This window comes from Cyanobium sp. WAJ14-Wanaka, from assembly GCF_024345375.1.
Classification (GTDB): domain Bacteria; phylum Cyanobacteriota; class Cyanobacteriia; order PCC-6307; family Cyanobiaceae; genus Cyanobium_A.
The window spans coordinates 585,370-611,432 of record NZ_JAGQAZ010000002.1; the positions used below are offsets into that span (position 1 = coordinate 585,370).

The window sequence follows — 26,063 nt, forward strand, 5'->3', positions numbered from 1 at the left end:
TACCTGTGAACCTCGCCCACAGCCCGAACGCCTCTGCCCTGCTCACCTTTGTGCTGGCCGCTGCTTTGACGGCCCTGGTGGTGCCAGTTGTGCGCCAGTTGGGTTTGCGCTGGGGTTTGACCGACCTTCCCGATGCCCGCAAGCAGCACACCACCCCGATGGTGCGGCTCGGGGGGGTGGGAATTGTGATTGCCTTCACCCTCGCCCTGGCTTTGACCTGGTTGCTGGGTGGCTTCGCCGATTTGCCCAGCAGCAATGACCAGTTGATTTGGACCAGCCTGGCTGGGGCCCTTTGCTTTTTCCTGATTGGCCTGGCAGACGATCTATTTGCCCTGCCGCCCCTACCTCGACTAGCTCTGCAGCTGGGAGTTTCATCGCTGGTGTGGTTTCAGGGGGTGCGCATTGGCACGATTGAGGTGCCCTTTGGCCACATGGGTGGTGGCCTTCCTTCGGTGCAACTGCCCGAGTGGTTGAGCTTGGTGGCCACGGTGATTTGGCTGGTGGGTATCACCAACGCAATCAATTGGCTAGACGGGCTAGATGGTTTGGCGGCTGGGGTTAGTGGCATTGCGGCAGTCGGACTGCTCTCGGTCAGTTACAGCCTCAATCAGCCGGCTGCGGGCCTTTTGGCGGCTGCCCTGGCTGGCGCCTGTCTGGGTTTTTTGCGCCACAACTTCAATCCGGCCCGCATTTTCATGGGGGATGGGGGCTCCTATTTCCTCGGCTTTGCCCTGGCCGCGGTGAGCATCGTGGGGCCCGCCAAGGGACTTACCACCGTCAGCTTGTTGTTGCCGCTCTTGATTCTTTCGCTGCCCCTGGTCGATATGTCAGCGGTGATCATGGGCCGGTTGAGTTCGGGCCATTCCCCCTTCTATCCCGACCGGCGCCACCTGCACCACCGGCTGCTGCGCACCGGTCTTAGTCACCGCCGCACGGTGTTGTTGATATATGCCTTTACCCAGTGGTTGGCGGCGCTGGCCCTGGTGCTGGTCAATGCTGAGCAGCGTTTTCTCTGGCTTGCCCTTGCCACCGCAATCCTGATTTGGGTATTGGTGCGCTCGCGCCGCCAACTGCAAAAACTTGAGCGCTGAAATTCTCTGCATCGGCACCGAGCTTTTGCTCGGCAACATCACCAACGGCAACGCCCGTTGGCTAGCTGAACAGTTGGCGTGCCTGGGGATTCCCCACCATCGCCAGGAGGTGGTGGGGGACAACCGCGAGCGACTGATTGGGGCGGTGCGTGCCGCCGCCAGCCGCTGTCAACTGTTGATCACCACGGGCGGCTTGGGCCCCACCCCAGACGACCTGACCACGGAGGCAATTGCGGCTGCCTTCGGGACGCGCCTGGTCGAGCGGCCCGAGGTTTGGGCCGATATCCAAGCCAAAATCAGCTCCAGGGGAAGGCCCGGTGCCGCCAGCAATCGCAAGCAGGCCCTGCTACCTGAAGGTGCCCAGCTCCTTGCCAATCCCACGGGTACCGCCCCCGGCATGATTTGGAGCCCGCCTGCGGCTGCTGGGATCCAGAGCGGCTTCACGGTGCTCACCTTCCCGGGCGTGCCCACTGAAATGAAGGAGATGTGGCGGGCCACGGCGGCCCCTTGGCTGAAGGCGAGCGGCATGGCCCAGGGGGTATTTGTGAGCCGGATGCTGCGCTTTTGGGGGGTCAGTGAATCAGCGCTGGCAGAGCAAATGGCCGACCTGCTGGAGCTGGCCAACCCCACGGTGGCGCCCTATGCAAGTGCGGGGGAAGTAAAGCTGCGGATTACGGCTAAAGCTGCATCCGAGCTGGCTGCTTGGTCGCTGCTGCAGCCTGTTGAGGCTGAAATCAAACTCAGAACGGGCCTGGACTGCTTTGGCGCCGATGCGGAGAATTTGGCCTGGGTTGTGCTCGAACAATTGCGCCAGCGGGCTGAAACCTTGGCGGTGGCAGAAAGTTGTACGGGAGGTGGGCTAGGGGCAGCTTTGGCGGCGGTGCCAGGGGCCTCCGATGGTTTTTTGGGCGGGGTGATCGCCTATGCCAATGCCATCAAGCAGGAATTGCTTGGGGTGCCTGCGGAATTGTTGGAGCGCCATGGCGCCGTAAGTGCGCCGGTGGCCATTGCCATGGCCGAAGGGGTCCGCCGCGCCACATCCGCCACCTGGGGCGTCGCCGTGACAGGCATCGCCGGACCGGCTGGCGGTGGCCCCGATAAGCCAGTGGGCACGGTCTATTTCGGCCTTGCTGGGCCAAAGGGGAGTAGTTCTGAGCTGCTGCGCTTCGGCGAGCGCCATGGTCGACAGTTGATCCAGGCCCTCACGGTGGGGGAATCGCTAAATCGGCTGCGTCTGCAGCTCTTTTAGGCTTAAGTACCAACTTGAACCCTGCACCTTGAGCTCCGGCACCCTCTACGACAAGGTCTGGGATTTGCACCAGGTCGCCGAGCTGCCCGGTGGTTCGAGCCAGCTATTCATCGGTTTGCACCTGATTCACGAGGTCACCAGTCCCCAGGCATTTGCTGCCCTGCAGGATTTGGGCCTTGGCGTGCGCCATCCGGAACGCACGGTGGCCACCGTTGACCACATCGTGCCCACGACATCCCAGGCCCGGCCCTTCGCCGATTCCCTGGCCGAGGAGATGCTGGTCACCCTGGAGCGCAACTGCTCTAAGCACGGCATCACCCTCCACGGGCTCGGCAGCGGCCGCCAGGGAATTGTCCATGTGATCGCCCCCGAGCTGGGCCTAACCCAGCCCGGCATGACCGTGGCCTGCGGCGACTCCCATACCTCCACCCACGGCGCCTTTGGTGCCATCGCCTTTGGCATTGGCACGAGCCAGGTGCGAGATGTGTTGGCCAGCCAAAGCCTGGCGATGGGCAAGCTCAAGGTGAGGCGCCTTTGGGTGGATGGCCAGCTGCAACCAGGGGTCTATGCCAAGGATTTGGTGCTGCACATCATCCGCAGCCTCGGGGTGAAGGGTGGTGTGGGCTATGCCTATGAATTTGCGGGTCCGGCCATTGCTGCCCTCTCGATGGAGGAGCGCATGACCCTTTGCAATATGGCGATTGAGGGCGGGGCCCGCTGCGGCTATGTGAACCCCGATGCCACCACTTTTGCCTACCTCGAAGGGAGGCCCTACGCGCCCACTGGGGATGCCTGGAGTCGGGCCCTTACCTGGTGGAGCAGCTTGGCGAGTGGGCCCGAGGCGGTCTTCGACGATGAGCTGCGCTTCGATGCCAGCACGATTGCTCCCACGGTTACCTGGGGGATTACGCCAGGCCAGGGCATAGGCGTCAATGAAACAGTGCCAACCCTGGAGCAAATACCAGCCGACGAGCGCCCCCTGGCTGAGGAGGCCTACCGCTACATGGACCTAAATCCAGGAACGCCAATTGTGGGACTGCCCATTGATGTTTGTTTTATCGGCAGTTGTACCAATGGCCGGCTCAGCGACCTTGAGGCGGCTGCGGCCATCGCTAAGGGCCGCCACGTGGCGCCAGGAATCAAGGCTTTTGTGGTGCCAGGTTCAGAGCAGGTTGCGCTAGCGGCGGAAGCGGCAGGCCTGGATGTGGTGTTTCGGGAGGCTGGATTTGAGTGGCGCGAACCAGGCTGTTCGATGTGTCTGGCCATGAATCCAGACCGCCTCGAGGGGCGCCAGATCAGCGCTAGCTCCAGTAATCGCAATTTCAAGGGTCGCCAAGGCTCTGCCAGCGGCCGCACCCTGTTAATGAGTCCGGCCATGGTGGCCGCAGCTGCAATTGCTGGCAAGGTCAGTGATGTGCGCGAGTTGTTGTAGGTCTTCTGGTTTCTCTTTTCCCTGTTCCCCTTGCCCTATTTGTGATGTCTGCACCCCTCTTCCCCCTGGGCCCGATCGGCAATGTGAGTGGCCGCGCCGTGGTGCTTTGCGGCGATGACATCGATACAGATCGGATTATTCCGGCTCGATTTTTGAAATGCGTCACCTTTGATGGTTTGGGGCAGCAGGTATTTGCAGATGATCGAGGGGAGCTAAAGGGTGAGCATCCCTTCGATCGCTCCGCCCATCAGGGAGCCAGCCTGCTATTTGTGAACCGCAATTTTGGTTGTGGCTCCAGCCGCGAACATGCGCCCCAGGCCTTGATGCGCTGGGGTATTCGGGCGGTTGTAGGGGAGAGCTTTGCTGAGATCTTCTACGGCAATTGCCTGGCCTTGGGCATCCCCTGTTTCACCTCAGACCATGCTGGGATTTTGAGCCTCCAGGAGGCCGCTAAGGCCGATCCAGCCCAGGAGTTCAGCCTTGATCTTGAGGCTTTAGTTGCCACAAGCTCGTCAGCTCAGCAATGGCCCCTGCAATTGGCCGTTGGTGCCAGGCAAATGTTGCTGAGTGGTCAGTGGGATGCCACTTCGCAGTTAATTAGCCATGACCGCGAGCTCAACAGGGTCGCGAATCAGCTGCCCTATCTCAATAGCTTTATCACTGCTCAATAACTTGACTTTTGATTTAGCTTGACCGCCGCTGAATCGGCATTGAGGCATCAAATTTTCTGGCAGAGGGCGCTGTGGGCACAAAGGGCACGCCAGTGCCATCAAAATCAAAATCGTTGAGCTTCACCCTGATGCCGCCGATGCCATCGTAGGGGCTGTAATACACCCCGAGCTCATAGGAGCGGCGTTGCCATTTGACTTCTATGTATGAGTAGGAATTATTGCCATAATAAATTGAGTTGGGATCGATGTTGTATGTGGCGCCGCCCTCGACTACTAGGGGTCCATAAATCTGCTGGCTGGCGGCAAATGAAATGGTGCGGTTATCAACAGAGCGATCAAAGCCAAAGGGGCTAATCCCCCCCAGGAAGGTCCCCGAAATCGATGCAGAAAGGCGGGTGTAATCAAAAAAGGGCTTTTCAAAATGTCCAAGGGTCAGGGATGGCCCGCCAAAGAATGTGATGGTGTTTTGATTGCTGCCATCGCCGTAGTTGGCAGCCAGACCGCTGGCTCCAAAATCAACGCTGAGTCCTGGTGTTATTGCCGTAGCTGAATAGTTAAGGCCTGCTATCGGATTTGTTTTGGTGGATAGGGCCTTGCCTTTCCAGATAGAAAACCCGGATGAAACTGTTCCAGAGGCGGTCGTTCGCCAAAGGGTAGCGAGGGCGCCGGTATCAAAGAGTGTTGCTTGAAAATTGCCTGAGCTCAGATTCCAGCTAAAGTTAATAGGTTGAAAAAATGGGCTTGATGAAGTTGATTTGCCAAAATCATTCTTTTCTAATTCGGCGCTAGCTACCGCAGGATTGGCGAAACTTATGTCGCCAGTTTCTTTTAGTGCCAATGGTTGGCTGCGTTGGGTTTGGAGCACGTTGCTGCCGCCTATCTCGAGCCCATATGAGTAGATAAGGGTCTGTTGGCCAAGGCTTCCGTTGTATATTCTCTCTCGGTAGTTGCCATAGGCACTTGCTGAGGAACTTCCCAGTAGGGGCAGCTTAAGTGGTGTGCTGATTCGATTTACGCTGCGTGTTCCCGAGGGAATATTTTCGGGATTAAGAGTCGACAGGCTCACAAAAGAATTAAAGTTAAACCTCTTAATCGGTAAATTTGTAATTGCGATCAAGCCAAAGTCGTCTGCGGCTGTGTTGGATTTGGTGACCGTCGGGCTGGCCAGGCTGGCTCCCTTGGCTACAAATGAACTGTTTTGACCGCTGATAGCCCTTTCTAGAAGTAGCTGGGGCTGGAGTTTGAGGGTGCCGCCGCCAGATCCCAGTTGAATGGGTTTTACGTTGTAGCCAACGAAAAATCCATCACGATCTTGATTGTCAACTCCAAAAGCATAACTTGGCTTTTGCTGATTCAGAGTTGTGCTGAAAACAGCTGGCAGAGAAAGCTTATTTTCAAGGATAATGTTTCCATTGCGTGCCCAGATTTTGGTGGTGCCATCGGCTGCCATGGCGGCGGTCACATTGCGGGCCATGGTCCAGGAGCGGGCTGGCGTGAATGGGTCGTTGGTAAAGGCCATTTGACGCGAGGTCCAAACCTGTTTGCTGATTCTTAGATTGCTACTTTGAAAACGTATGCGGCGGATTAAATCTTTAGACTTATCAAAAGAGCGAGAGCCTGAACCGCCACCAAGGCTTGAGGGAGTTGTATAGCCGATTAGCCCTGAAAAATTGACCTTGATCCCGGTGTTGAAGCTGCGTTGATATTGCACATTGCGCACCCGCTGGTTGATTTCATTGCCTGCATAGCCCTCCGAGGAATTGGTTTCGGCTTTCTGGTTGACAAGTGCTGGTTCTTCATAGGCCCCTTGCTTAAAGGCCACCTGCTCCAGGGCTTCTTGCATTCGCTTTGGTCTTGCCCCGCCCTGGCTGCCTGGGCAGCCCGCTCCTGCAGCCATGCTTGGCAGGTTGACCCTGCCTGGCGGTATAAGGCTGATGGCGGTTGATTTGCCAGTTGCCTGTAGTGGCGGACAGACAAAAGGAATATCAGCGGCTGCTGTGGTTCTAGCGGTATCAGGCGCTTCGGACAGTGAAGTATCTGCTTTGAGCGTGTCTTGGTCAATAACTCCGTAGACGTCTTCAAGCTCACCGATCCCTTCCCAATAGCTATAGCGAATGCTGCTGGCTTGGAGATACTGGTCTCCTTTACGCAGTCGCACTTGCCCTGTGGCATAGAAGCTGCGGCTTTTCTCCTCAACTTCCAGCCGATCTGCCAGCAGGGTCCAGCCGTTGAATTGCAGTCGAACCTTGCCCGTGGCTACGTAGCGATTTAGCTGTCCGTCAAATCCCTGTTTGTCGGCACGGATGATCACAAAACCCTGCCCTTGGCCCGGGGTAATTGGCTCTGTAGCTGGTTGCTTACTTGGACTGGTGGATCCCTGGCTGGTGTTTGCCGAGCCCGGCATTGGAATTGCCATTTTTGGCGCCGCCCACACCTGAGCTGAGGGCAGTACGGCGACGAGCGAACCCAAAAGAAAGCCCCTTAACGGCGCAGCTGGATCTTGCAGGCCACGCACGTCGGGCTTAACGGGTTTAGGAGCCCGTGATCATGCCACAGGCATTTAGGGGAACAAGCCCCCAGCACCGCAGGCCGCCGATTCAATCCTCGAGGTCCTTGCGGCTGGGGGTGCGGCTGGGATCGCTGGCTAGGAAGCCAAACACGAAAATCCCAATAAATAAGAAGACGACCGAATAAACCGAGATCTTGAGAGCCAGCATGGTTCGGTCTTGGGTGGAGACGGGCGGCAGCCCCTGGGCAGCCGCATCATCCTATGGGACTTGGCTTGCTATCCAACGATGCCAGAGGCCCCTGGTGCACCTCAGACCCAGCGGATTGAAACGTTTCAGTCACGTTTCAGCTGGGACCTCCAGTCCCTTTGGGGCTGTATGCAGCCCGATGGCTCCGAAGCCGCTGCCCTGCAACACCCCTGGGGCGGGCAGCATCGCCCCGATTGGCAGGCCCGGGGCCTGGTGATTTGGCCCAGGGGAGGCCAATGGCATCAGCTCAGGCTGGAGTTGGTCTGCCCTGAGGCCTGGCGGGGGCTTGCTGACCAGGCCATCGCCAGGCTCACCCTGCGTTGGTGGGCTGACCAGGCAGAACTCTGGGTGGATGGCCGCCTTGTCCATGGTGGTGACCTGTTCGATACCGCCTGCCGCTGGCCCCTGCCGGCCAGTTGGTGGCAAGGGACCCCCTTGGCTTTGGAACTGCGCCTGCGCAGCCCCCTGCACGACGACGGGGCCCTGATCGCCAGTGCGCTGGTCTTGGAGCCCAAGGACCCTGCTGATCCCCAGGGTCTCTTGCTGGAAACAAAGCAGGCCCTGGCCGACCTGCGTCGGCATGGTTCTGAGCCAGCCGCCAATGCCCGTTTTCACGTGCTGGGCCATGCCCACCTCGATTTGGCCTGGCTGTGGCCAGTGGCCGACACCTGGCAGGCCGCCGAACGTACCTTCGCCTCAGTGTTGTCGCTGATGGAGCGATTTCCAGAGCTCCATTTCGCCCATTCCACCCCAGCCCTCTACGCCTGGCTGGAGCAGGGCCGCCCCGATCTCTTTGGCCAGCTGCTCGAGGCGGTGGCGGCGGGGCGATTCGAGCCGATCAATGGCCCTTGGGTGGAGAGTGATTGCGTGCTGATCAGCACGGCCTCGCTGCTGCGTCAATTCCAGCTTGGCCAGCACTACAGCCGCCGTACCTTCCCCCAGCTGGAGCACGGGTTGGCCTGGCTGCCGGACAGCTTTGGCTTTGGGGCGGGGCTGCCAGCGGTGGCCCAGGCCACAGGGGTGCGCTGGTTTTGCACCCACAAGTTGTTCTGGAATGCCACCAATCCCTTCCCCCACAGGCTGTTCCGCTGGCGTGGCCGCTGTGGGGCTGAGGTCCTCGCCCTAATGACGGCTCCGATTGGGACCGACGGCGACCCTGTGGCGATGGAGCGCTATCGCCTGGAGTGGACAGCTGCCACGGGTTCTCCCCAGGCCCTTTGGTTACCGGGCGTGGGCGACCACGGCGGCGGCCCCACCGCTGAAATGCTCGAGCAGCTGGAGTTGTGGCACCAGCAAGGGGAGGCGGTGCAGCAGCACCAGGGCAGCCTGCGGACCTATTTGGACGGGTTGGCGACCGCCAAGGAGGGCCTGCCGGTTTGGCGCGATGAGCTCTACCTGGAGTTGCATCGGGGCTGCGCCACCAGTCGGCCGGATCAGAAGCGGCATAACCGCAGCCTCGAACGCCTGCTTCGGGAGGCTGAGCTGGCGACTGGCCTCGCCGGGGCCAGCTTGCCCGCCGCCACAAAGGCATCGGCCGCTATCGATTGGCGGGTGCTGCTGTTCCAGCAGTTTCACGACATCCTGCCGGGCACATCTATTCCTGAGGTCTTTGAGCAGGCCGAGCCCCAATGGCGCCAGGCCCGCCGCCAGGCCAGGCAGCAACGGGATTGGGCCCTGCAGGCCTGGTTGGCTGGCGGCAGGCACCCGCAAGCCGACCCGCAGAGTGAGTCCAGCCAGCATTGGTGGGTCGCCCAACTCCAGCCCCTGGCGCCCCAGGCGGCCGTGCTGCGTTTGCCACCAGGCCAGTGGAGTTGCCACGGTCAACGGTTGCCCCAGCAGTCCGCCAGGGGCGGGGCCAGTTGGGTTCAGCTGCCTTCTCTGGCGGGGGTGGTGGCCCAGCCCCTGCAACGCCAACTGGGTGCCCAGCCAGCACCGGCTGCAGGTCTTGCCGGGATCAGCCATCCGGTGGAGCTGGAAACCCTGCCCGGGCGCGCTGGCGATTCCAACAGCCAGGGCCGCTGGCGGGTAGATAACGGCCTGGTGGGCCTGGAAGTGGGAGCTGGGGGGCTTGTTCAGCTCTGGGGTGCCGACGGGGTCCACCAGTTGGCCGCCCCCCTGGCTTGGCAGCGCTTTGGCGATTCCGGTGAGTTCTGGGATGCCTGGGATTTGGCAGCCGATTACCGCGAGCATCCCCTGCCATGGGCTTGGCAGGAAGGTCCGGTACTGACTGAACAGGGGCCCCTTTGTTGCAGCTTTGTGCAACGGGGCTACTGCGGCGACAGCTCCGTGCGTCTGGAGGTGCGCCTGCGGGCTGGATCGAGCTGGGTTGAGCTGCTGCTGCAGGTCGACTGGCGAGCCCGCCATGAACTGCTGCGCCTGGAGATACCCCTGTTGCAGCCTGCCCAGCGCTGGGCAGCCGACACCAGTGGGGGCATTTTGGAGCGCCCTGCCGAGGCCATCACCCCCCGCGAACTGGCCCGCTGGGAAGTGCCCGTGATCAGTTGGCTGGCATCGGTGCCTGGCCAGGGGGGCTTGGCCGTGTTGCTCGATGGCCCCCAGGGGGTGTCTGCTGCCCCTGGAGCCCTTGGGGTTTCGCTACTTCGGGCCCCCACCTGGCCTGATCCAGGCGCAGACAACGGATATCAGCGCCTACGCCTGGCGCTAATGCCCTGCCCTGGCCATTGGCAACAGGATCAAGTGCCGCAGCAGGCAATCCGGTTTCGGGAGCCCCTCTGGCTCAGGCCCGCCGAATCCCCAATCCCTGGCCGCGCTACTCAGCCGGGCTTGCCACCCCTGGGGGATGGTCTCCAGCTGGTTAGTTGCAGGGCCGGTTCAGGCCCCGGCGAGCTGCTAGTGGCTGTTCAAAACAGCTCGCCAGGTCGCCGCCAATTGGATTTGGGGGCCGATTGGACGCTTTTGGCGCGGTTGGACGGCCTGGATCAGCAATCGCCCCAAAAGCTCTCAGTTGAACTCAAACCCTGGACCCTGGGTTTTTGGTTGGTAGGACCAACTCAATCTTCGTGATCGTCAAAGGGATCGGTCAGTTGCTTCGACGGAGGGCCAAAGGCCGTGTAGACGCCAAAGCCAGTCAGGGCAAGCAGTACGGCCAAAACGGCCATGGCTATGGAAAGGGCAGGTGAGCCAGTAGCGGCGGGGTCCATGGGGCGTTTACCTGGCGAATTGCGTCACAAGTCTCGACAGCCCAACGCATCGGAGCCAGCGAGGCCCTTACAGTAGCTAGAGCAATTCTTTGAGCGAGAGGACCTAGCAGCCATGGCCCAACGGACCCGCCTCGGAAATCTGCTCCGCCCCCTAAATTCCGAGTACGGCAAGGTTGTGCCGGGTTGGGGCACCACCCCGGTGATGGGAATCTTTATGGTGCTTTTCCTAGTGTTTCTGCTGGTGATCCTGCAGCTGTACAACAAGTCGCTGCTGCTGGAAGGCATCAACGTGAACTGGAACGGCTTCGGCTGAGCTCCAATCACCCCCCAGCTCCATGAATTTTTTTGGCATCGGATTACCCGAAATGGCAGTTATTGCTGCCATTGGGTTGCTGGTGTTTGGACCGAAGCGCCTGCCTGAGCTGGGTAAGACCCTGGGCAAAACCCTGAAGGGATTTCAATCGGCCTCCTCGGAATTTGAGAAGGAGTTCCGTGGTGCCATGAATCCTGAAACTGAAGCCCCAGTTCAACTGCCCGTTCCTATGCCAGAGCCGGTTATCGAAGAGCCGCCCGCGGCCTGACGGGAGTGGCCTTGAATCCTGAGTCGCCAGCCCTGGCTTTACAGCTGGTTGTGGGCCTGGGTAATCCGGGCAGCAAATATGCCGGCACTCGCCACAACGTGGGCTTCATGGCCCTTGAGCAGTTGGCGGCAGCGGCAAAGGCTAGCTTTCGTAATCAGGCCAAGTTGCACGGCCTCCTGGCTGAAGTGGGCCAGGGAAATAGGCGCTTGAGGTTGTTGATGCCCCAGACCTACATGAACGAGAGCGGCCGCTCGATTCGTGCTGCCCTCGATTGGTTTGGCCTGAAGCCTGGGCAGTTGTTGGTGCTGGTCGACGACATAGACCTACCCCTGGGCAAATTGCGCCTGCGCGCCAGCGGTAGTGCAGGCGGTCACAACGGTTTACGCAGCACGATCAGCCACCTGGGCACCCAGGATTTTCCCCGGCTACGCATTGGCATTGGGGCCCCTGCCCTCAACCCCATTGAGCGCAAAGAGCGCACCGTGGGCCACGTGTTGGGCAGCTTTGCCTCAGGTGAACAGCCCCAACTCAAATCGGTGTTGGCCGAGGTTGAGAGTGGCATCGACTTAATTCTGCGCCTGGGGCTCGAGCGGGCTGGCAATCGTTTGAACAGTTTCAAGCCAGAAGAGGCCGCAACCTGATTGCATGGCTCGACTTCCTGCCACCACGGCGCAATTGAGGGTGCTTCACCAGAGCTTTAGCCAACGGCTGTTGGAGGGTGAGGTGAGTGCGGGCGGTTTTAAGTGGACCTTTAGCTGGGCATTCGATCGGGGTCAATTAAGCGTGGAGCCCTCCCTGGGCCGGGCCCTGATCCAAGATGCCCTGCTCCGCTTTTTGCTGAAGGCTGACTACCAGCTGGAGCCTGGTGGTGACTACGTTTTTACGGTGCGGGCCAAGTTCTGAGCAGGGCGCTGTCCCGGCGCTTGAGTTCCCGTTTCAGGTGGCCTTCCACCAGTAGCTGGGCCGCTAGATCATCCAGGTCGCGGGGGGGGAGGCGCAGGCCCCTGGGCACTAGGCGCCTGAGGCCTTTGGGGGGGAACAGCTGCCAAAAGCGATGCCGGGCGGCCAGGGTGGTGCCGTATTCGTCCACGAGATGGGTTTCTAAACCGAATGGGGCAATGGCATGAAGCCAGCCCCTACTGCCGGTGCCGTTGCCAATTACCAGGCTGGCTAGGCCTTCGCCCCGCCAATGGCCCAGCCAGGCGAGGGCCGCGTCCGGTTCGAGAATGGCGGCCTGTTCGATCCAGCCGCCCTCCCGATCGGCAATGACGAGACCGCATTTGCTGCGGCCTGGGTCGATGCCGGCAATTAGGCAATTCGGCTTCCAGTTCACCGAAGGTTGCCCCGGGCGCCACCCTTCTGTAGATCGCCATCCCGATCCCAGCGCAGTTCCACCGCAATGGGATCGGGAGTGTCAGCACTTTGAACAGCGACCGCCGAAAGGGCAACGACAAGGCCCCTGGGTCGTTCGCTTAACTCCGAGCTCAGTTGCCGCACCGCGGCTGGATCCACCTGAAGGCCATCCGCCACCGTGCCCTGGCGCTGGGCTCGGGCATAGGCGGCAGCGAGCAGCAGATTTAGGCGTCTGTTGATCGCCTCGGGATTGCTGAGATCCCCTTCCAGGATGGTGCTGGCAAGCACTTCACCGGCCTTGATCACGGGTCGGTTTGGCCGGAGGTCGGGGAAGGCCAGCACCTGCCTTTCCCCGCGCAACACATTGGCTGCCGAAATCAGGCTCACTACCCAGCTGCCTGGTTTGGCAAGCATTTCTTCGAGTTTGGCAATGTCGCTACGGGGCACCAGCAGAATTTGCCGATCAGCGTTCTGGCCCGGCAGCACCCTGCGAAAGGCATTGAGGTTGGCCTGCTGCAACAGGGCCGTAACCACGGATTTTGCCTGGCTTGGCTGCTCCAGCTTCACCTTGGCGCTGGCCAGGATTTGACCGCTGCTGATCACCACATCGCCGCGGCGGAAGGCAATCAGGTTTGTCTCCAGATCCTTGAGCTCTTTTGTGCCGGCGGCAATTTGGCTGCGCACCTGGGCCAAATCCCTTTCGTTGCTGCGGATTTCGGCATCCCGCACCTGTAGGTCGCGGCCCAAGCGGCTGCGTTCCGCCTCCAGTTGCCGGCGCTGGGCCAGCAGCGGTGCCAGGCTCCTACGCAGGGTCACCAGCCTGGCTTCCGATTGGTTTAGTTGGCCCTGGAAGCGGGCCTGCTCCTTTTCTGCCTGCTTCCGCTTGGCTTCGCTCGTGGCCAGGTTGCTGCGGCTGGTTTGCAGGCGAGTTTCCAGCTTGTCGAGCTCAAAAAGCCCCACCCGCAGCCGTTCACTCACCAAAAGCATTAAGCCCAAAGACACGGCACTGATCACGCTGCCGGTGAGCACGGTGATCAACACGGCCGTGCGTCGGGGCCGCATCTGAAACAGGCTTAAACGGGCCTTGCCCACCCGGCTGCCCAGGCGATCACCAAGGGTCGAGAGCACGCCCCCAAGCACGAGCAGCGCCAGGATCAGAAGCCAGCCCGACACAGGTTTCAGCAGGGGGTACCAGTATCCCCCGGCGAAAGGCTTTAGCTAAAGCGCTTGGCCAGGGCGATCGGATCAAACACGGTGATTTTTTTGCGATCGATCTGCACCAGCCCTTCGTTGCGTAGGTCGCCCAGCAGGCGGGTGATTGTTACCCGGGTGGAGCCAATGGCCTCGGCGATCGCCTGGTGTGAGAGGCGCAGATCAATGGTGATCCCCTCGTTGCCAGGCACCCCAAAATCCCGGCAGAGAACTAGCAGAAAGCTCACCAGCCGCGAAGACATATCGCGGTGGGTGAGGGTTTCTATCATCGTTTCGGTCTGCAGAATCCTCGAAGAAAGGCCCTGCAGCAGGAGCAGTCCGACGCTGGCGTCCTGTTCGATGGCCCGCCTTACGGAGGTGGCCGGCGCCGTAACCATCTCCACCCTGGTGAAGGCAATCGCGTGATAAAACCTGTCTGAACGCTGGCCCGTCAGCAGCGACAAGACCCCGAAAAGGCTGTTTTCGCGGAGTAGGGCCACCGTGATTTCCTCTCCGGATTCGTAGACCCGTGAGAGGCGGACAGCGCCGCGGCGCAATAGGTAGACCCGTTCTGCGGGGTCTCCGGGAAAGAAGATGGTTTTCCCCCGTTCAACCGTTTCAACGCTGCTACCAGAAAGGGAGCGGATTACCTCCAGCAGGGTTGCGGAGCCCTGGCTCGCCACACCGACCCCCGCCACGCTGCCGGGGGAGCCGGTTGACGGTGTGTTGGCCGTACGGCTGAATCCGTGGATCACGCCAACCATCGGGATGGACAGATGGCAGGAACCTAGGTACCACCGCTGCCTCAACATGTAGCAACCCGCACCTTTTTGGCGCCCCATGCCCTGGCGCGGCACCAGTAGTACGGATGCTTCCACTATCGGTAGTGTCCTTTCCTTGTAAAAGGCCCCTACGCCGCTACATTCAGATTCTGCGGCATTCGCCCCTAGGGCTGGCTGCGTTCCTAAAGCCAGATCTCCGGGGAGTTGATGACCGCCAGCCTGTCTGCTGCCAACCCAAACCACCAGCGCCCGCAGCGGTTGGAGTTGGTGGCCGGTGGCATCCAGGCCCATGCCCCCAGGCCCTTACGCATTGCCGAGCAGTCGGAAGGTCTGCTTCAGATCCATACGGCCCCTTTCCGGGGCAGCTTTGGCTCCGTTCTCAGCCAGGCCCTACGCGCTGCTGGTCTTGGTAGCCGGGTGCTGGTTTCCCAGCTGCTCAAGGGCGGGGTGGAGCAGGGGTTGGCCAACAGTGTTTGGCTATGTGGCCGCCTGCAGTGGCTGCGCCCTGCGGTGCCAGCTTGTTTGGCCGAAACTGCGCAAGCTGAATTTGCAGATGGCGGCGCCTTGGCCGCCGTGCAGGAGGTTTGGGCCTTCAGCCGCGAGCAGCTGATCAGTGGGGCGGTGGACCTAATGGTGCTCGATGAACTTGGCTTGGCGATGGAGCTGGGCTACCTCCAGCCGGCCGAGGTGCTAGATGCGCTTGAGCGCCGTCCAGCCCACCTGGATGTCATCCTTACTGGCCCTGCCATGGGCCCTGCCCTGATGGCCCTGGCTGATCAAGTTACCGAGCTGCGTCGCGGCTTTTAGGTTCTCTCTCCCGTCATGCTGAAAAACGACCTTTGGATCAAGGAGCAGGCCGCAGAGGGCATGCTCGAGCCATTTCAATCCAGCCTTGTTAGGCATCTCGATCCAGAGAATGGTGCCTCGCCTGTACTGAGCTTTGGCTGCTCTTCCTATGGCTACGACCTGCGCCTTTCGCCCAAGGAGTTTTTGATCTTCCGCCATGTGCCGGGCACGATCATGAATCCGAAGCGCTTCAATCCCGCCAACCTCGAACCAGCAGCCCTCGCCGAAGACGCCGACGGGTCCTACTTCATTTTGCCTGCCCACTCCTATGGCCTAGGTGTGGCGCTAGAAAAGATGAAGGTGCCAGCCAATATCACCGTGATCTGCCTCGGCAAAAGCACCTATGCCCGCCTTGGCATCATTGTCAATACCACCCCAGCTGAAGCCAGTTGGGAGGGCCATCTCACCTTGGAGTTCAGTAACTCTTCGGGGGCAGATTGCCGCATTTATGCCAACGAAGGCATTTGCCAATTGCTCTTTTTTGAGGGAGATCCCTGCGAGACCACCTATCAGGATCGGGCTGGTAAATATCAACATCAGCCAGAGCGGGTGACCCTGGCCAAAGTTTGAGTACCGGGAGCTCTAGGGACCCCTAGGGCGCTAGGCGGGCTTTGTGGAGCCGGCTCTTCTCATACCACTCTGCAAACTGGGGTGTCCAGGTTTGCAGGTGGGGCCACATCAGGTCGCAGAGTTCGCGAATTTCCTGCTGGGCATCGAGCTTAGCCCGCAGATCTAAAAAGTGAAGAAAGGCCCGCAGGGTGAAGCTCACCACAAAGTGTTGGCGATAGTCGAAGGGCAGGATGCCGCGGGCATGCTCCTCCGCAAAACCTGCCGCCAGTAGATCCCTGTAGCGCTCAGCGGCCTGCTGACAAAGCCCCAGGTCGATGGCCCTTTGCTCGCCTGTGTAGGCGTATTTTTTACCTTGCCGGTCGCTGTAATTACCCTCTGGGCGTAGGTAGAAAACCTCCTCCAGCTCCAGCTCCCCTGCTGCGGCTTTACAGATGCGATCGCCGGTATAACGCATCGACTGCACATCGAAGCTCACCCCCACCCGGTGGGTGCGGGCCTGTTGCATCACCGAATGGGGAAACCAGCCCACATTCAGCACAATTTGGGCATGCTCCAGGGGGCCGTAGTGGCCCCTCTCCCCAGACAGCAAACGCTTTACACAAATCTCCCCAGCCTTAGCTTCTTCGGGCCAGTTGGCCGAATCGCCTGCCACAAAGCCCTCGCTGTAGTCCTGGTGCATGCCGGCATAGACGCACTGCTGGGGATTTGGGGTGGCAGCAATAAGGGCCACCCGGAAACGGGGATCCATGGGGGGTTGGGTTGGCGGATATCAGAGATGGTTGGCCGGATTAGCCGTGGCTGCGGGGGCCGGCCTGGCTTGGGGATGTAACCCCTTTGGCTTGATTCTGCTCGGCGGCGTCAAGCGTGCTTATGGCACCCATCCCGGCGAACTTGGGCAGGGGTTCCTTGGCGATTAGGGCCTGGGCCATGGCCTGCAGTTCTGCGCCGCTGCGGGCGCCGATTGAGCGGCCAATGTCGACGCCTTGGTCGTTGAACAATTCCAGCTGGGGGATGCCATTGACGCCATAGCGATCCATCTGTGGTTGCCAGCGGGGGTTATCGACATTGAGCAGCACCACATTGAGCTCTCCCCGGTGTTGGGACTCCATCGTCTCCATCGCCGGTGCCATCGATTTGCAGGCCTCGCACCAGTCGGCGTAGAACTCCACCATGCTTGGTTTGCCATTGGCGAGGGCGACCTGGAGGTCTGGGGATTGGCGAGCCATGCGCTCGAGGGGCGCCTCGGGATGGAGGCCACCGCGGAACCAGAGCACGGCCCCGGCCAAAACAACCGCTAAAAGCAGCAGCAGCAAGCTTTCCTTGAGGCCGCGCTGCTCGCTAGGACCCGGATCCGGAGTTTCGATCATGGGGGCACTTTGCCAGTGCTTGCTAGCTTTTTGCAGGACGCCACAGCTGAGCGGCCCCATAGCTGAGCGGCCCCGATGAAACGGCGTCTAACCCTGCATTTCCCCCGGGAGGCTGTTCACCAGCCAATCACCTACCGGCTGGCGGTCGATTTTGATGTGGCCGCCAAAATCCTGCGGGCCCAAATCGCTCCAAACCAGAGCGGCACGATGGTGGTCGAACTCTCAGGCGACATCGATGAGCTCGCCGCAGCGGAACATTGGCTCGAGGGCCAGGGTCTGGGCATAAACCGCGCCCCAGGACAGATTCAGGTCGACCCGGCACGCTGCGTCGACTGCGGCATTTGCTCGAGCGTGTGCCCCAGTGGGGCCTTGGGTTTTGGCGCGCCGTCTTGGCAGTTGCACTTTGATGCGCAACGCTGCCTGGTGTGTGAGCAGTGCATCCCCAGCTGCCCACTGGACGCGATTGCCCTAGTGCTTGACCAGCCAACTGTCATGAAAAAACTGTGAAAGCCGCCTTGCGCCTACTGCTGCTGCCCCTGCGGGCGCCGATGCTGTTGGTGTTGGTGGCCATTGCGGTCTATGAGGGGCTCAGCTGGGGCCACCCCCCTGGGATCAACGTCGATTCACTTCAGTGGCCAAGTCTGTTTTGGTCCCTCGATTGCCTGCATGCGGTGGTGGTGGTGGTGATTTGCACCATGCCCGATTTGCTGTTGCAACGGGTTTCCAGCCTGATGGCGGCCAGCCGAGTGATCAGTTTGGTGATCACCCTTTTGATCGTGACCATTGGCGGGCTCTACATGCTGCATTTGCAGGTGCTTAGCCACGTGCTGATCCTGGCTTCTGGGGTGCTGCTGGCCCGGGTTGATTTGGCCCGGATTCGGGTGGTGCCCCCGCCAGCGCTGCTAACCGCAGCCCTCACCCTGCTGGTGTTGCTTGGGGCGACCGCAGGCCACTTCATTTCCAGCCAAGATCCCGGCTTAACAATCGGCTAAGCGCTCTTGCTGGTAAGTCCAGGCATTGCCGAGCACTTTTTTTACGTAGAGCCGGGTTTCGGGATAGGGAATGGCCTCTACCCAAAGTTCCGGCCATGGCCCAATCGGACGGGAAGCCCAACGGGATACGGCCCCGGGTCCCGCGTTGTAACTGGCAATGGCCAGGATCGGGTTGCCGGCCCACAGACCCAACAGTTGTTTGATGTAAAGACCACCAAGGTCTGCACTGATTTGGGGATTTTCAAGCTCTTCATTGCCCAGCGGCCGGCCGGCGAGCTCCTGGGCGGTTTCTGGCATCAGCTGCATCAGGCCCACCGCTCCGGCCACTGATTTGACGCCGGGGGAAAAGCGCGATTCCTGTTTGGCTACCCCTGCCAGCAGGCTGGCCGCCAGGCCGTGGCGTTCTGCCACGGGGTTAAAAATTTCCACAAAGCGCGGCCTTCTCTGGGCGTTCAGCAGTTGGCTCCTCGCGTTGCACTGATGGGGCTGGAGCTTGAGTCCGGCCTGTTCCAATTGGCCCAAGCCGATCCAGTCGTCTCCGGCTCCCTGGCGCAAGCGACCCTCGAGCAGCAGCTCCTGGGCCCGCTGGGGCGCTTGACCGCCGCGCTGGTGGCGCCAGTGTTCCCAGGCTTCCTGGTTGAGGCCCAGTCGCCACAGCCGATTCAGAGAGGGCGATGGGCTGGCCAAGGGGCTCCAGCTTGGTTTGCTCAAGGCAGATGGGCCAGCACTTTTCAACTGCTGATCGCTGCGGCCCAAACGCACCGCTGCTCTCCAGCCGTAATAGCCCTCGGGATGTTGTTGTTGCACCAGCTCCCATTGGGCCCTGGCGGCCCTTCCCTGGCCTAGGCGCAACAGCGAAAAGCCCAACCAAAACTTTTGACGGGCCGCTAGGTCAAGCGGCAGATATTGGTTGGTGGGGCTAGAGAGCAGCTGGCGGGCCGTGGACCATTGGCCCTTCAGTAGGGCCAGGCGGGCTGCTTGCCATTGGAGCTCCCAGCTCGCGGGATCCTTGGGCCAGCGCTTGAGCACGGCAAGGGCCCTTTCAACCTTGCCGTTTTCCAGGGCTAGCCGCGCTTGCACAGGCGCGCTCTGCCGGAGCTTTTCAGGTAGGTGCCCAATGGCTTGCAAACTGCTGGCACCTTCGCCCTCCGCCAGGAGACGGGTGGCTTCGGCCGCTTCCAAACTTTGGGGATGGCCTTGGGCCAGGCTCAGCAGCAGCTGGTCGGCTTGCTGCAGCTGGGCTTGCCCCTGCCCGCCACCTGGGCCCTTGAGGAGTGCTTTGGCCAGGGCCAGGGTGGTGGTTGGCGAGGCTGCTGTTCCCCGCAGGCAGGCCTGGGCTCTGTCGGTATCTGCCAGTTGGGCCAGGCCCGTGGCCAACTGGTTGCGTTCGGCTGGTTTTAGGGCCCGCTCCCGGCGGCAAACCGCCTGGAGTTTTCGATCTGCACCGGGCCAGCGGATACCCCAGCGGGCCAGGTGCAGGGCTCCTTGGCGTTGGTCTTTGGGGCTGGGGCCCGCCTCCAGGGCCGCGGCCAGGGCGGCGGGGTGGGCCGGGAAGCGCTTGAGGAGCTGCTGGCGTAGGGAAGGTTGGCTGGCCCCCAGGCTGTAAAGGGCATCGGCGCTGCTGGGATCTTTGGGGAAACGGCGCTGCAGTTGCTGCCAGAGCAGCCCAGCTGCCTGGTGCTCCCCCAGGGCAGTCTGGGCGAGGGCCTGTTGTTTGAGCACCACTCCCGCAATGGGGTCAGGCCCCCAGGCCTGGTTGCCAAGTAGTTGCAGTTGGCGTCTGGGATCGGCATTTGCCTGGGCGGCCAACAGCAGGCTGGCTTCCCGGCGTTTTTCGGGATCGGCAGATAGCTGGCGCCAGCCTTCGAGCTGCCAATTGGGGGTTTGGGGGTTGGGCTGGGGGCCCCACTCGAGCAGGGCATCGCCAGCCAGCAGCAGGCCAAAGCTGCCGAGGCAGCTAAGGGCAAGTAACTGGACGAGGCGGGCCAAGGGCATGGAGCGGCAATGGCGCCATTGTGGGAACACCACGGCCTGTTTTGTCTGCCATGCGATGGCCCCCGCGTTGGTCCTTGCTCCAGCAAGGTCAGGTGCAGCTGCCAGGTGCCTCCCAACGGCTACGCAGCCTGAGGGTTTGGGCAGCGACTGGCGCCTTGCTGCTACTGAGGCCCTATTGGCCTTTGAATTGGCTGCCTGGCTGGGTGGTGGGAGCCCTGCTGCTTTGGGCCATTGGCGAATTGTTGATCTGGATTTGGTGGCCGCCACGCTGGCGCTAGGGCGGCCGAGGCGGGCCACGTAGCCTGGCCTCCTTCGAGCAAAGCCCCATGGTCGAGAAGGTCCCCCATCCCGTTGGCCTTCCCCTTGGCGGTGCGGTTGCGGGCTTCGGCACCGATGGCATTCGCGGCCGGGTGGGCAGCCAGCTCAGCCCCGCCTTGGCGATGCAGGTGGGTTATTGGTGCGGCCAGGTTTTGCCCCCGGGCGGGCCGATATTGATCGGCAAGGATTCCCGTAGCAGTGGCCCGATGCTTGAGGCTGCCCTCAGCGCGGGCCTAACGGCAGCAGGAAGAGAGGTCTGGAGCATGGGCCTCTGCCCCACCCCTGCGGTGCCAGGGGCGATTCGCCGCCTTAACGCCAGTGGCGGCCTGATGGTTTCCGCCAGCCACAACCCACCCCACGACAATGGCATCAAGGTGTTTGGCCCCTCGGGAGCCAAGCTCAGCCGCGCCCAGCAACAGGCGGTGGAAGCCGGCCTGTCGGGCCTGGCAGGCCAGGCTGCAGGTGCTGGGGGGCCAGGGTTTTCAGGAAATGGCAGGGTGCTGGATCGAGGCGATCTGCTGGCTGATTACCAGCGCGCTCTGTTATCGAGCGTCCGTGGCAGGCGTTTGCAGGGCTGCAAGATTGTTTTGGACCTCTGCTGGGGATCTGCCACCGCCTGCGGTGAGGCGGTTTTTAGGGAGCTGGGCGCCGATCTGAGCGTGCTCCATGGCAGTCCGGATGGAGACCAGATCAATGTCGACTGCGGCAGCACCTACCTAGAAAAGCTGCGCCAGTGCGTGCTCGAGCGGGGCGCCAGCATGGGCTTTGCCTTTGATGGCGATGCGGATCGGATGCTCGCCGTTGATGGCAAGGGCCGCCTGGTGGATGGGGACCAGATCCTCTATCTCTGGGGATCGTCCCTACTGGCGGAGGGCCAACTGCCGGCCAATCGGATCGTGGCCACGGTGATGTCCAATTTGGGCTTCGAAAAGGCCTGGCAAGCTAAGGGGGGGGTGCTCGAGCGCACCTCCGTTGGCGATCAGTTTGTGCACCAGGCCATGGAGCAGCTGGGGGCCGGCCTAGGTGGTGAGCAATCGGGCCACATCCTCTCGGCCCGCCATGGCATGAGCGGTGATGGCCTGCTGACGGCGCTGCAGGTGGCCACCCTTCTCCATCACCGGGGCCAGAGCCTGGCGGATTGGCTGGATACCAGCTTCAGCCCCTATCCCCAAAGCCTGGTGAATGTGACCGTTCCCGATCGCCTAAGGCGCCAGCAATGGCAGGACTGCGAGCCGATGCGCATGGCGGTGGAGCGGGCCGAGGCGGCCATGGATGGCCAGGGCAGGGTGCTGGTGCGGGCCAGTGGCACCGAGCCCCTATTGCGCGTGATGGTGGAGGCGGTTGAGCAAGGACTGGTAGACCATTGGGCAGCCCACCTGGCGTCCGAGGCCGAGCACCATCTCAACGGGCATTAAGTAGCTCCCGAGCCAGGCCTAGGGCACCATCACAGGCGTCTCCCGCTGCGGCCGCTAGCTGGGCGCCAGGGCAAGCGATCGCCAATGCCTCCGAGAAGGCACTGCTTAGGGGGGCCAGGTGAAGTAGGGCTCCGCCCGCCGTCCAGACCAGGGGGGCTTCCAGTTCAAGCCTGCCGCTGATCGTTGAAGTCATCTGGGCGAGGGCTTGGCCTGAGCGCTTAAAGATCGCCAGGGCATGGCTATCCCCGGCCTGGGCGAGTTGGGCCACCACCGGGGCTAGGCGCGCAAAACCTGCTGCCCCAAAGCCCGGAGCCACCACCATGGTCTTGATGGCTTGGGGGGAGCTTGGGGCCTGGGGATCGAGGCCCAGGTGCTGCCAGATCTGCTGGCGGAGGGGGCCATCGGCCACTCGGACATCGGCCATCTGCAGGCTGAGGGCCAGCCCATCTCGGCCGATATCCATGGCCGAACCGGCGCCATCCAATAACCAGCCCCAGCCTGAACAGCGGTGCTCGAGGCCTGCGCCATTGCGGCCCACGGCAATCGTGCCGGTGCCACTGATCACCAGAATTCCTGCCCGAGCCTGTCCCATCGCCCCCCGCAGGGCGGTGCGCTCATCCCCCGTTACGCAGATCCGCCCCATCGGCAGCCCCAGGGCCCCTGCCGCCAGGGTTTTGCCCTGAAGTTGTAATTCGCTTTCGGCCCCCGGGCTGCCCACTTCGATGCCGCTGGCGCCAATGGCAGCTGCCAGCAGCGCTGGTTTTTGCTGGCCATGCCCATGCCTGTGTCCATAGGCAGCTTCCAGGCTGGCCTGCAGCGCCGCCCAAAAATGCTCCGGGCCCCTGGGCGAGGCGAGGTGGCTGACGCCGGGGCCCTGGCCCTCAGCCCAGGTTGCGCCACTGCTGGCATCGACCAGGCGGCAGGTGGTGTGGGTTTGGCCGGCATCAAAGCCGGCCAACAGGCCAGCTTCAGTCACGGGAATTAGGCGGTGCGGTCGTAGGGGCTGGGGCCGCAGCCAGGGTGGCCACGCAGAACCAGCCGCTCAGCTGCACCTCAGGGCGGAAGAAGATCGTGTCGGTGAGGCCCTGCACCCCCAGGCCGGCGATCACGGCCAGCACGGCCAGGGCCGGCAGGGCCCAAAAACCACCCCGGCCCCATTGGCCTAGGGCGCGACGCAGGCAGCAGATAACCAGACCGATGCCGGCGAGCAGCCCGGGGATTCCGGCTTCCACGCTGAGTTCAAGCGGGATTGAATAGGCGCTCAGGGCATTGAAACGGGGCTGGGCAAAGAGGGGATAGATCTGGTTGAAGGCGTCGTTGCCCGGGCCGATACCCAGCCAGGGGCGGGCCTGGATCATGTCGAGGGCCGCTAGCCACACGTTGATGCGGAAGTTGTTGGAGCTGTCATTGCGGCCCGCCACCAGGCTGAGCACCCGCACCCTGAGGGGTTCCACCTGGGTGACCACCACCACCAGAGCCGCAGCGCCCAGCACCAGTAGCAATAGGGGAAATAGCCTGCGCCAGAGGGGCGGCCAGCTGCGAGTGAGGCTGCTGCCAAGCAAAACCACCACCACTGCGGCTTCTGCCACCAACCCCATCCAGGCTCCGCGGCTGTAGGTGAGCACCAGGGCCGCTATGCCCAGCAGCAGGGCAGCCAGGGCAAAGGCCTTGCGGGCCATGCCAGGCCAGCGCAACAGGGCCACCAGCGCCAGCGGTATGGCCGGCAGTAGGTAACCGGCCAGCAGGTTTGGGTTATCGAGGGTGCCGTAGATCCGGATCGTGCCGTCTGCCACGGAGTTGGGGTCGGCCCAGCGGGCTAGTTCACTGGTGTCGCCAAATAGTTGGCGAATGCCCAACACACTGGTCACCAGCTGGCCGGCCAGCAGGGCAGCCACAATTCGATCCCACCAGATCGGTGCTGTAGCGAGCAACTGGCGCATCAGGGCGTAAACCCCCAGGTAGCTCAGCAGTTTTAAAAAGCCATGCAGGGCGGCGCTTGGCACGGGCGAAAAACCGGTGGCAAGGAGGGCTAGGGCAATGATCCCCAGCAGCCAGCGATTGATTGAACCGATGCTCCCGGCTGGAGTGCGCAGGGCTATCAATACCCAGAGCAGGCCACTGGCGGCAATCAGCAAAGTCATGCCAGGGCGGGTCACAAGCGGCAGCCCGGCCATCAAGGCGCACAGCACGATGCCTGAGATCAGGGTCAGTTGGCGGCCTAGCTGGCCCGCCGGGTAGTTGGCCAGCACTCCCTGCCAGCGCAGGATTAGGGGAACTGCTGGCGCGCTGGCGGAGCTGCTCAAGGGAGGGGAGCTGGGCTGTTTGGCGAATTATCGGTGCCAACGTAGAAATTTGCCCTTGGTGGGGCCTGTTGGTTGCGTTGATAGAGCACCCGGTATACGGGCAAACCCTCCTGCAGCACTAGGGTTTCCCGCTCAGTCGGGCAGGCCAGGGGGTTGTTATGGCGCCATGGCAGCTCGTCGGTGCTTGGCCTTGTAAAGCAGCCACTGGCTTCGATCAGCTCCACCATTGGCTCGATCACTGCCAGCACATCACTCTGGATAAACAGCTCCCGGCCTGGATCGAGGGCCGCGGCGATGGCTAGCAGGAGCTCGGGTTGGAGCACCCGACGTTTGTGGTGCCGATTTTTGAACCAGGGATCAGGGAACTGGATCGATACCAGCTCTAGCTGACTTCCTCCCAACTGCTGCAGCCAGGTTTGGAGGCTTACATTAGCATTGCAAAAGAGATATTTCAAGTTTGTGAGCCCCAGGGCGACTCGATCTAATTCAGCGGCCTGCACCAGGGGCCGGCGGATCTCTACGCCCAGGTAATTGCGCTCCGGTTGGGCCTGGGCCATGGCCAGTAGAAATCTGCCCCTGGCGCAGCCGATGTCTAGGTGGATTGGCCGATCTGGATCGCTGAATAACTCCCTTGGTGGCGGCAGGGCCAGGGGTTGTTGGTAGATGCGACTGAGCGGATTGACGTGTTGCCGCATCAGTCGACGGCATCGGCATTTGGGACAAAAAATCCCCAGCTGGCGGTGTAGCCGTGCAGGTGGGTGCTGCCGGCCACTGGGCCAATTTCGCCATTGCAAAAGGCCCCAGCCATGGGCACATCGCCGAAAATCTCCCGGGCCACGCCCACATCGCCATCGCGTTCGCCATAGAGCCCCTGGCCCCGGCCCAAACAGGCAAATAGGAAGGCGGCTAGGGGTTGGCTCTGGCGCCGGTGTTGGTCTTCGAGTAGCTGCTGCAACTCCTGGCGGGAGGTGGTGCCATCGCGCAGCTGGAATTGCACCTGCTGGCCCACCCGAAGGCGCTCGGCCACCGCAACGGCCCCATTGCGGGGATCCACCCCAATCAGGTTGCGCACTAAAAAGGCCTGCTGGTCCGCCGCCTCCAGGCTGAAACTGCTGCGGCCAACCCCTAAAAACAAGGAATTCTTGGCTAGCTCCCGTTCGTCGGCGCTGAGGCTGGAGAGGATCGCTTGAAGGGCGGCCACGGGGCTATTGCGTTTGTTGCCCTCGCTCACCTCCAGCATCACGTTGCGCTGGGCCTGCTCGATTTCAAGCACTGGCCCGATCGGGCGACAGCCCTGGGCCACCACCGGATCTAGGCGCCAGTCGCCGCCGATCAAGCAGCCAACTGCCCCCTTGGTGACCTTGTCGCCAAAGAGCAGGGAGCCATGGGCGGAGCTGTGCTGGGAGGCAATTCCACCGATCTTTGTGGCCTGGGGGCAGGCGTAATCCAGGCCGTTGATGAGGTCGTTGATGGCGTTGCAGCTGGGATCCACCAGCAGCAACATCGAGGGGCAGTAGCTGGGTTCAGCTGCAACCAACTCCTGCCACGGCTGGGCAGAACCGTCTAGGTCGGGGAGGGATTGGGTGTCGATGGCAAAGGGGTGCAGCTCGGCTCCCGGCAGCCGCAGCAGGCTGACGCTCAGGGCTGGGGCATGCTCGAGCTCATGGGGTTTTCCGGCGGCATCGGTGCCCACCACCCCGCCTCCTAGGCAGCCAAGCCAATGGCTGGCCTGTAGTTGGGCCTGCAACAGGGGCAACAGCCTGGGCAGGTCGCTGGCGTAGCTGGCCGAAGCAAATACCAGGGCTAAATCGGCCGAACCCGTGCCCTGCAGTTGGCTGGCTACGGCATCAACCGCCGCCTGCAGGGAGGCATCGGTGGCCAAGGCCGTGCGGCACCAAGGGCCCTGGTCGCCAGGGGTGGCACCAAGCTTCAACCAGTTAGGCAGGGAAAAAGCAGCCATCGCTGGACCCTATCGCCAGCGGGGTGCACG

28 protein-coding genes are annotated in these 26,063 nt (G+C 61.9%); 15 read left to right on the top strand and 13 right to left on the bottom strand.

All coding sequences use genetic code 11. The features are described from left to right. Positions 1 to 5: 5 nt before the first annotated feature. Genes KBY49_RS09645 through KBY49_RS09660 form a run of 4 tightly spaced genes read left to right on the top strand, consistent with a single transcriptional unit; the run spans position 6 to position 4,443 of the window. The gene (locus KBY49_RS09645; RefSeq protein ID WP_254934554.1) at positions 6 to 1,091 is read left to right on the top strand and encodes a glycosyltransferase family 4 protein; all 1,086 of its coding nucleotides are present in this window, start codon (positions 6 to 8) and stop codon (positions 1,089 to 1,091) included. Beyond that, entirely contained in the window at positions 1,081 to 2,340 is a 1,260-nt protein-coding gene (locus KBY49_RS09650) for a competence/damage-inducible protein A (RefSeq protein WP_254934555.1), read from the top strand. The genes KBY49_RS09645 and KBY49_RS09650 overlap by 11 nt, the downstream gene beginning before the upstream one ends. A 28-nt stretch (positions 2,341 to 2,368) precedes the next feature. Next, a complete protein-coding gene (gene leuC / locus KBY49_RS09655) occupies positions 2,369 to 3,772 on the top strand; it encodes a 3-isopropylmalate dehydratase large subunit (protein ID WP_254934556.1) in 1,404 nt (467 codons plus the stop codon). Positions 3,773 to 3,816: 44 nt separating this feature from the next. Further along, on the top strand, positions 3,817 to 4,443 hold the full coding sequence (locus tag KBY49_RS09660; RefSeq protein ID WP_254934557.1) for a 3-isopropylmalate dehydratase small subunit 2: 627 nt from the start codon (positions 3,817 to 3,819) through the stop codon (positions 4,441 to 4,443). 13 nt (positions 4,444 to 4,456) lie between these two features. Here the strand turns inward: KBY49_RS09660 and KBY49_RS09665 are convergent, their stop codons facing one another. Together KBY49_RS09665 and KBY49_RS09670 are read right to left on the bottom strand one after the other, a co-directional pair. Beyond that, the gene (locus tag KBY49_RS09665) at positions 4,457 to 6,958 is read right to left on the bottom strand and encodes a DUF3769 domain-containing protein (protein ID WP_254934558.1); all 2,502 of its coding nucleotides are present in this window, start codon (positions 6,956 to 6,958) and stop codon (positions 4,457 to 4,459) included. Positions 6,959 to 7,040: 82 nt separating this feature from the next. Continuing rightward, positions 7,041 to 7,160, bottom strand: coding sequence for a photosystem II reaction center protein I (locus tag KBY49_RS09670; protein WP_254934559.1), 120 nt, complete (start codon positions 7,158 to 7,160; stop codon positions 7,041 to 7,043). A 168-nt stretch (positions 7,161 to 7,328) separates the two neighbouring features. Between KBY49_RS09670 and KBY49_RS09675 the strand changes: the two genes are divergently transcribed. Next, a complete protein-coding gene (locus KBY49_RS09675) occupies positions 7,329 to 10,223 on the top strand; it encodes a glycoside hydrolase family 38 C-terminal domain-containing protein (RefSeq protein WP_254934560.1) in 2,895 nt (964 codons plus the stop codon). Here the strand turns inward: KBY49_RS09675 and psbN are convergent. Then, positions 10,211 to 10,360, bottom strand: a complete 150-nt coding sequence (gene psbN, locus KBY49_RS09680; protein ID WP_254934561.1) for a photosystem II reaction center protein PsbN — start codon at positions 10,358 to 10,360, stop codon at positions 10,211 to 10,213. The two genes, KBY49_RS09675 and psbN, sit on opposite strands and share 13 nt — an antisense overlap. Before the next feature lie 112 nt (positions 10,361 to 10,472). Here psbN and psbH point away from each other — a divergent pair, with 112 nt between their 5' ends. The 4 genes from psbH to KBY49_RS09700 are packed head-to-tail and all read left to right on the top strand — an operon-like array spanning position 10,473 to position 11,844. Beyond that, positions 10,473 to 10,673, top strand: a complete 201-nt coding sequence (gene psbH, locus KBY49_RS09685) for a photosystem II reaction center phosphoprotein PsbH (RefSeq protein WP_254934562.1) — start codon at positions 10,473 to 10,475, stop codon at positions 10,671 to 10,673. A 22-nt stretch (positions 10,674 to 10,695) separates the two neighbouring features. Next, on the top strand, positions 10,696 to 10,941 hold the full coding sequence (locus tag KBY49_RS09690) for a TatA/E family twin arginine-targeting protein translocase (RefSeq protein WP_254934563.1): 246 nt from the start codon (positions 10,696 to 10,698) through the stop codon (positions 10,939 to 10,941). Positions 10,942 to 10,973: 32 nt separating this feature from the next. Continuing rightward, the gene (pth, locus tag KBY49_RS09695) at positions 10,974 to 11,582 is read left to right on the top strand and encodes an aminoacyl-tRNA hydrolase (protein ID WP_254934664.1); all 609 of its coding nucleotides are present in this window, start codon (positions 10,974 to 10,976) and stop codon (positions 11,580 to 11,582) included. 4 nt (positions 11,583 to 11,586) lie between these two features. Further along, positions 11,587 to 11,844, top strand: coding sequence for a DUF3146 family protein (locus KBY49_RS09700; RefSeq protein WP_254934564.1), 258 nt, complete (start codon positions 11,587 to 11,589; stop codon positions 11,842 to 11,844). Here the strand turns inward: KBY49_RS09700 and KBY49_RS09705 are convergent. Genes KBY49_RS09705 through ntcA form a run of 3 tightly spaced genes read right to left on the bottom strand, consistent with a single transcriptional unit; the run spans position 11,822 to position 14,249 of the window. Further along, a complete protein-coding gene (locus tag KBY49_RS09705) occupies positions 11,822 to 12,274 on the bottom strand; it encodes a resolvase (protein WP_254934565.1) in 453 nt (150 codons plus the stop codon). The two genes, KBY49_RS09700 and KBY49_RS09705, sit on opposite strands and share 23 nt — an antisense overlap. After that, positions 12,271 to 13,467 carry a DUF3084 domain-containing protein gene (locus tag KBY49_RS09710; protein ID WP_254934566.1) on the bottom strand — a complete coding sequence of 399 codons (1,197 nt, stop codon included), beginning with the start codon at positions 13,465 to 13,467 and terminating at the stop codon, positions 12,271 to 12,273. Before KBY49_RS09710 ends, KBY49_RS09705 begins: the two co-directional genes overlap by 4 nt. A gap of 41 nt (positions 13,468 to 13,508) precedes the next feature. Next, entirely contained in the window at positions 13,509 to 14,249 is a 741-nt protein-coding gene (ntcA, locus tag KBY49_RS09715; RefSeq protein WP_254934665.1) for a global nitrogen regulator NtcA, read from the bottom strand. Positions 14,250 to 14,474: 225 nt separating this feature from the next. Between ntcA and KBY49_RS09720 the strand changes: the two genes are divergently transcribed. Then, on the top strand, positions 14,475 to 15,074 hold the full coding sequence (locus KBY49_RS09720; protein ID WP_254934567.1) for a cob(I)yrinic acid a,c-diamide adenosyltransferase: 600 nt from the start codon (positions 14,475 to 14,477) through the stop codon (positions 15,072 to 15,074). Between the two features lie 15 nt (positions 15,075 to 15,089). Beyond that, on the top strand, positions 15,090 to 15,683 hold the full coding sequence (gene dcd / locus KBY49_RS09725) for a dCTP deaminase (RefSeq protein WP_254934568.1): 594 nt from the start codon (positions 15,090 to 15,092) through the stop codon (positions 15,681 to 15,683). Between the two features lie 22 nt (positions 15,684 to 15,705). On the opposite strand, the gene thyX is transcribed toward dcd, so the two are convergent. Next, the gene (thyX, locus tag KBY49_RS09730; RefSeq protein WP_254934569.1) at positions 15,706 to 16,431 is read right to left on the bottom strand and encodes an FAD-dependent thymidylate synthase; all 726 of its coding nucleotides are present in this window, start codon (positions 16,429 to 16,431) and stop codon (positions 15,706 to 15,708) included. 40 nt (positions 16,432 to 16,471) lie between these two features. Beyond that, positions 16,472 to 17,050 (bottom strand): thioredoxin domain-containing protein, encoded by a 579-nt coding sequence (locus KBY49_RS09735; RefSeq protein ID WP_254934570.1) that lies wholly within the window; start codon positions 17,048 to 17,050, stop codon positions 16,472 to 16,474. Positions 17,051 to 17,125: 75 nt separating this feature from the next. Here KBY49_RS09735 and KBY49_RS09740 point away from each other — a divergent pair, with 75 nt between their 5' ends. Both KBY49_RS09740 and KBY49_RS09745 read left to right on the top strand, forming a co-directional pair. Next, positions 17,126 to 17,557, top strand: a complete 432-nt coding sequence (locus KBY49_RS09740; protein ID WP_254934571.1) for an NIL domain-containing protein — start codon at positions 17,126 to 17,128, stop codon at positions 17,555 to 17,557. Further along, positions 17,554 to 18,042: a hypothetical protein gene (locus KBY49_RS09745; protein WP_254934572.1), complete on the top strand. Its 489-nt coding sequence runs from the start codon at positions 17,554 to 17,556 to the stop codon at positions 18,040 to 18,042. The genes KBY49_RS09740 and KBY49_RS09745 overlap by 4 nt, the downstream gene beginning before the upstream one ends. On the opposite strand, the gene KBY49_RS09750 is transcribed toward KBY49_RS09745, so the two are convergent. Then, the gene (locus tag KBY49_RS09750) at positions 18,028 to 20,031 is read right to left on the bottom strand and encodes a lytic transglycosylase domain-containing protein (protein WP_254934573.1); all 2,004 of its coding nucleotides are present in this window, start codon (positions 20,029 to 20,031) and stop codon (positions 18,028 to 18,030) included. The two genes, KBY49_RS09745 and KBY49_RS09750, sit on opposite strands and share 15 nt — an antisense overlap. Before the next feature lie 80 nt (positions 20,032 to 20,111). Here KBY49_RS09750 and KBY49_RS09755 point away from each other — a divergent pair, with 80 nt between their 5' ends. Together KBY49_RS09755 and glmM are read left to right on the top strand one after the other, a co-directional pair. Further along, positions 20,112 to 20,315 (top strand): hypothetical protein, encoded by a 204-nt coding sequence (locus KBY49_RS09755; protein WP_254934574.1) that lies wholly within the window; start codon positions 20,112 to 20,114, stop codon positions 20,313 to 20,315. Between the two features lie 48 nt (positions 20,316 to 20,363). After that, a complete protein-coding gene (glmM, locus tag KBY49_RS09760) occupies positions 20,364 to 21,770 on the top strand; it encodes a phosphoglucosamine mutase (RefSeq protein WP_254934575.1) in 1,407 nt (468 codons plus the stop codon). On the opposite strand, the gene KBY49_RS09765 is transcribed toward glmM, so the two are convergent. The 4 genes from KBY49_RS09765 to KBY49_RS09780 are packed head-to-tail and all read right to left on the bottom strand — an operon-like array spanning position 21,757 to position 26,033. After that, complete coding sequence (locus tag KBY49_RS09765) at positions 21,757 to 22,746, bottom strand: BadF/BadG/BcrA/BcrD ATPase family protein (RefSeq protein ID WP_254934576.1); 990 nt, start codon at positions 22,744 to 22,746, stop codon at positions 21,757 to 21,759. The genes glmM and KBY49_RS09765 overlap by 14 nt on opposite strands. Further along, on the bottom strand, positions 22,739 to 24,073 hold the full coding sequence (locus tag KBY49_RS09770; protein ID WP_254934577.1) for an IctB family putative bicarbonate transporter: 1,335 nt from the start codon (positions 24,071 to 24,073) through the stop codon (positions 22,739 to 22,741). Before KBY49_RS09770 ends, KBY49_RS09765 begins: the two co-directional genes overlap by 8 nt. Continuing rightward, on the bottom strand, positions 24,070 to 24,768 hold the full coding sequence (gene trmB / locus KBY49_RS09775) for a tRNA (guanosine(46)-N7)-methyltransferase TrmB (RefSeq protein ID WP_315857020.1): 699 nt from the start codon (positions 24,766 to 24,768) through the stop codon (positions 24,070 to 24,072). Before trmB ends, KBY49_RS09770 begins: the two co-directional genes overlap by 4 nt. Continuing rightward, positions 24,768 to 26,033, bottom strand: a complete 1,266-nt coding sequence (locus KBY49_RS09780; RefSeq protein WP_254934578.1) for an FIST N-terminal domain-containing protein — start codon at positions 26,031 to 26,033, stop codon at positions 24,768 to 24,770. The genes trmB and KBY49_RS09780 overlap by 1 nt, the downstream gene beginning before the upstream one ends. Positions 26,034 to 26,063 lie beyond the last annotated feature (30 nt).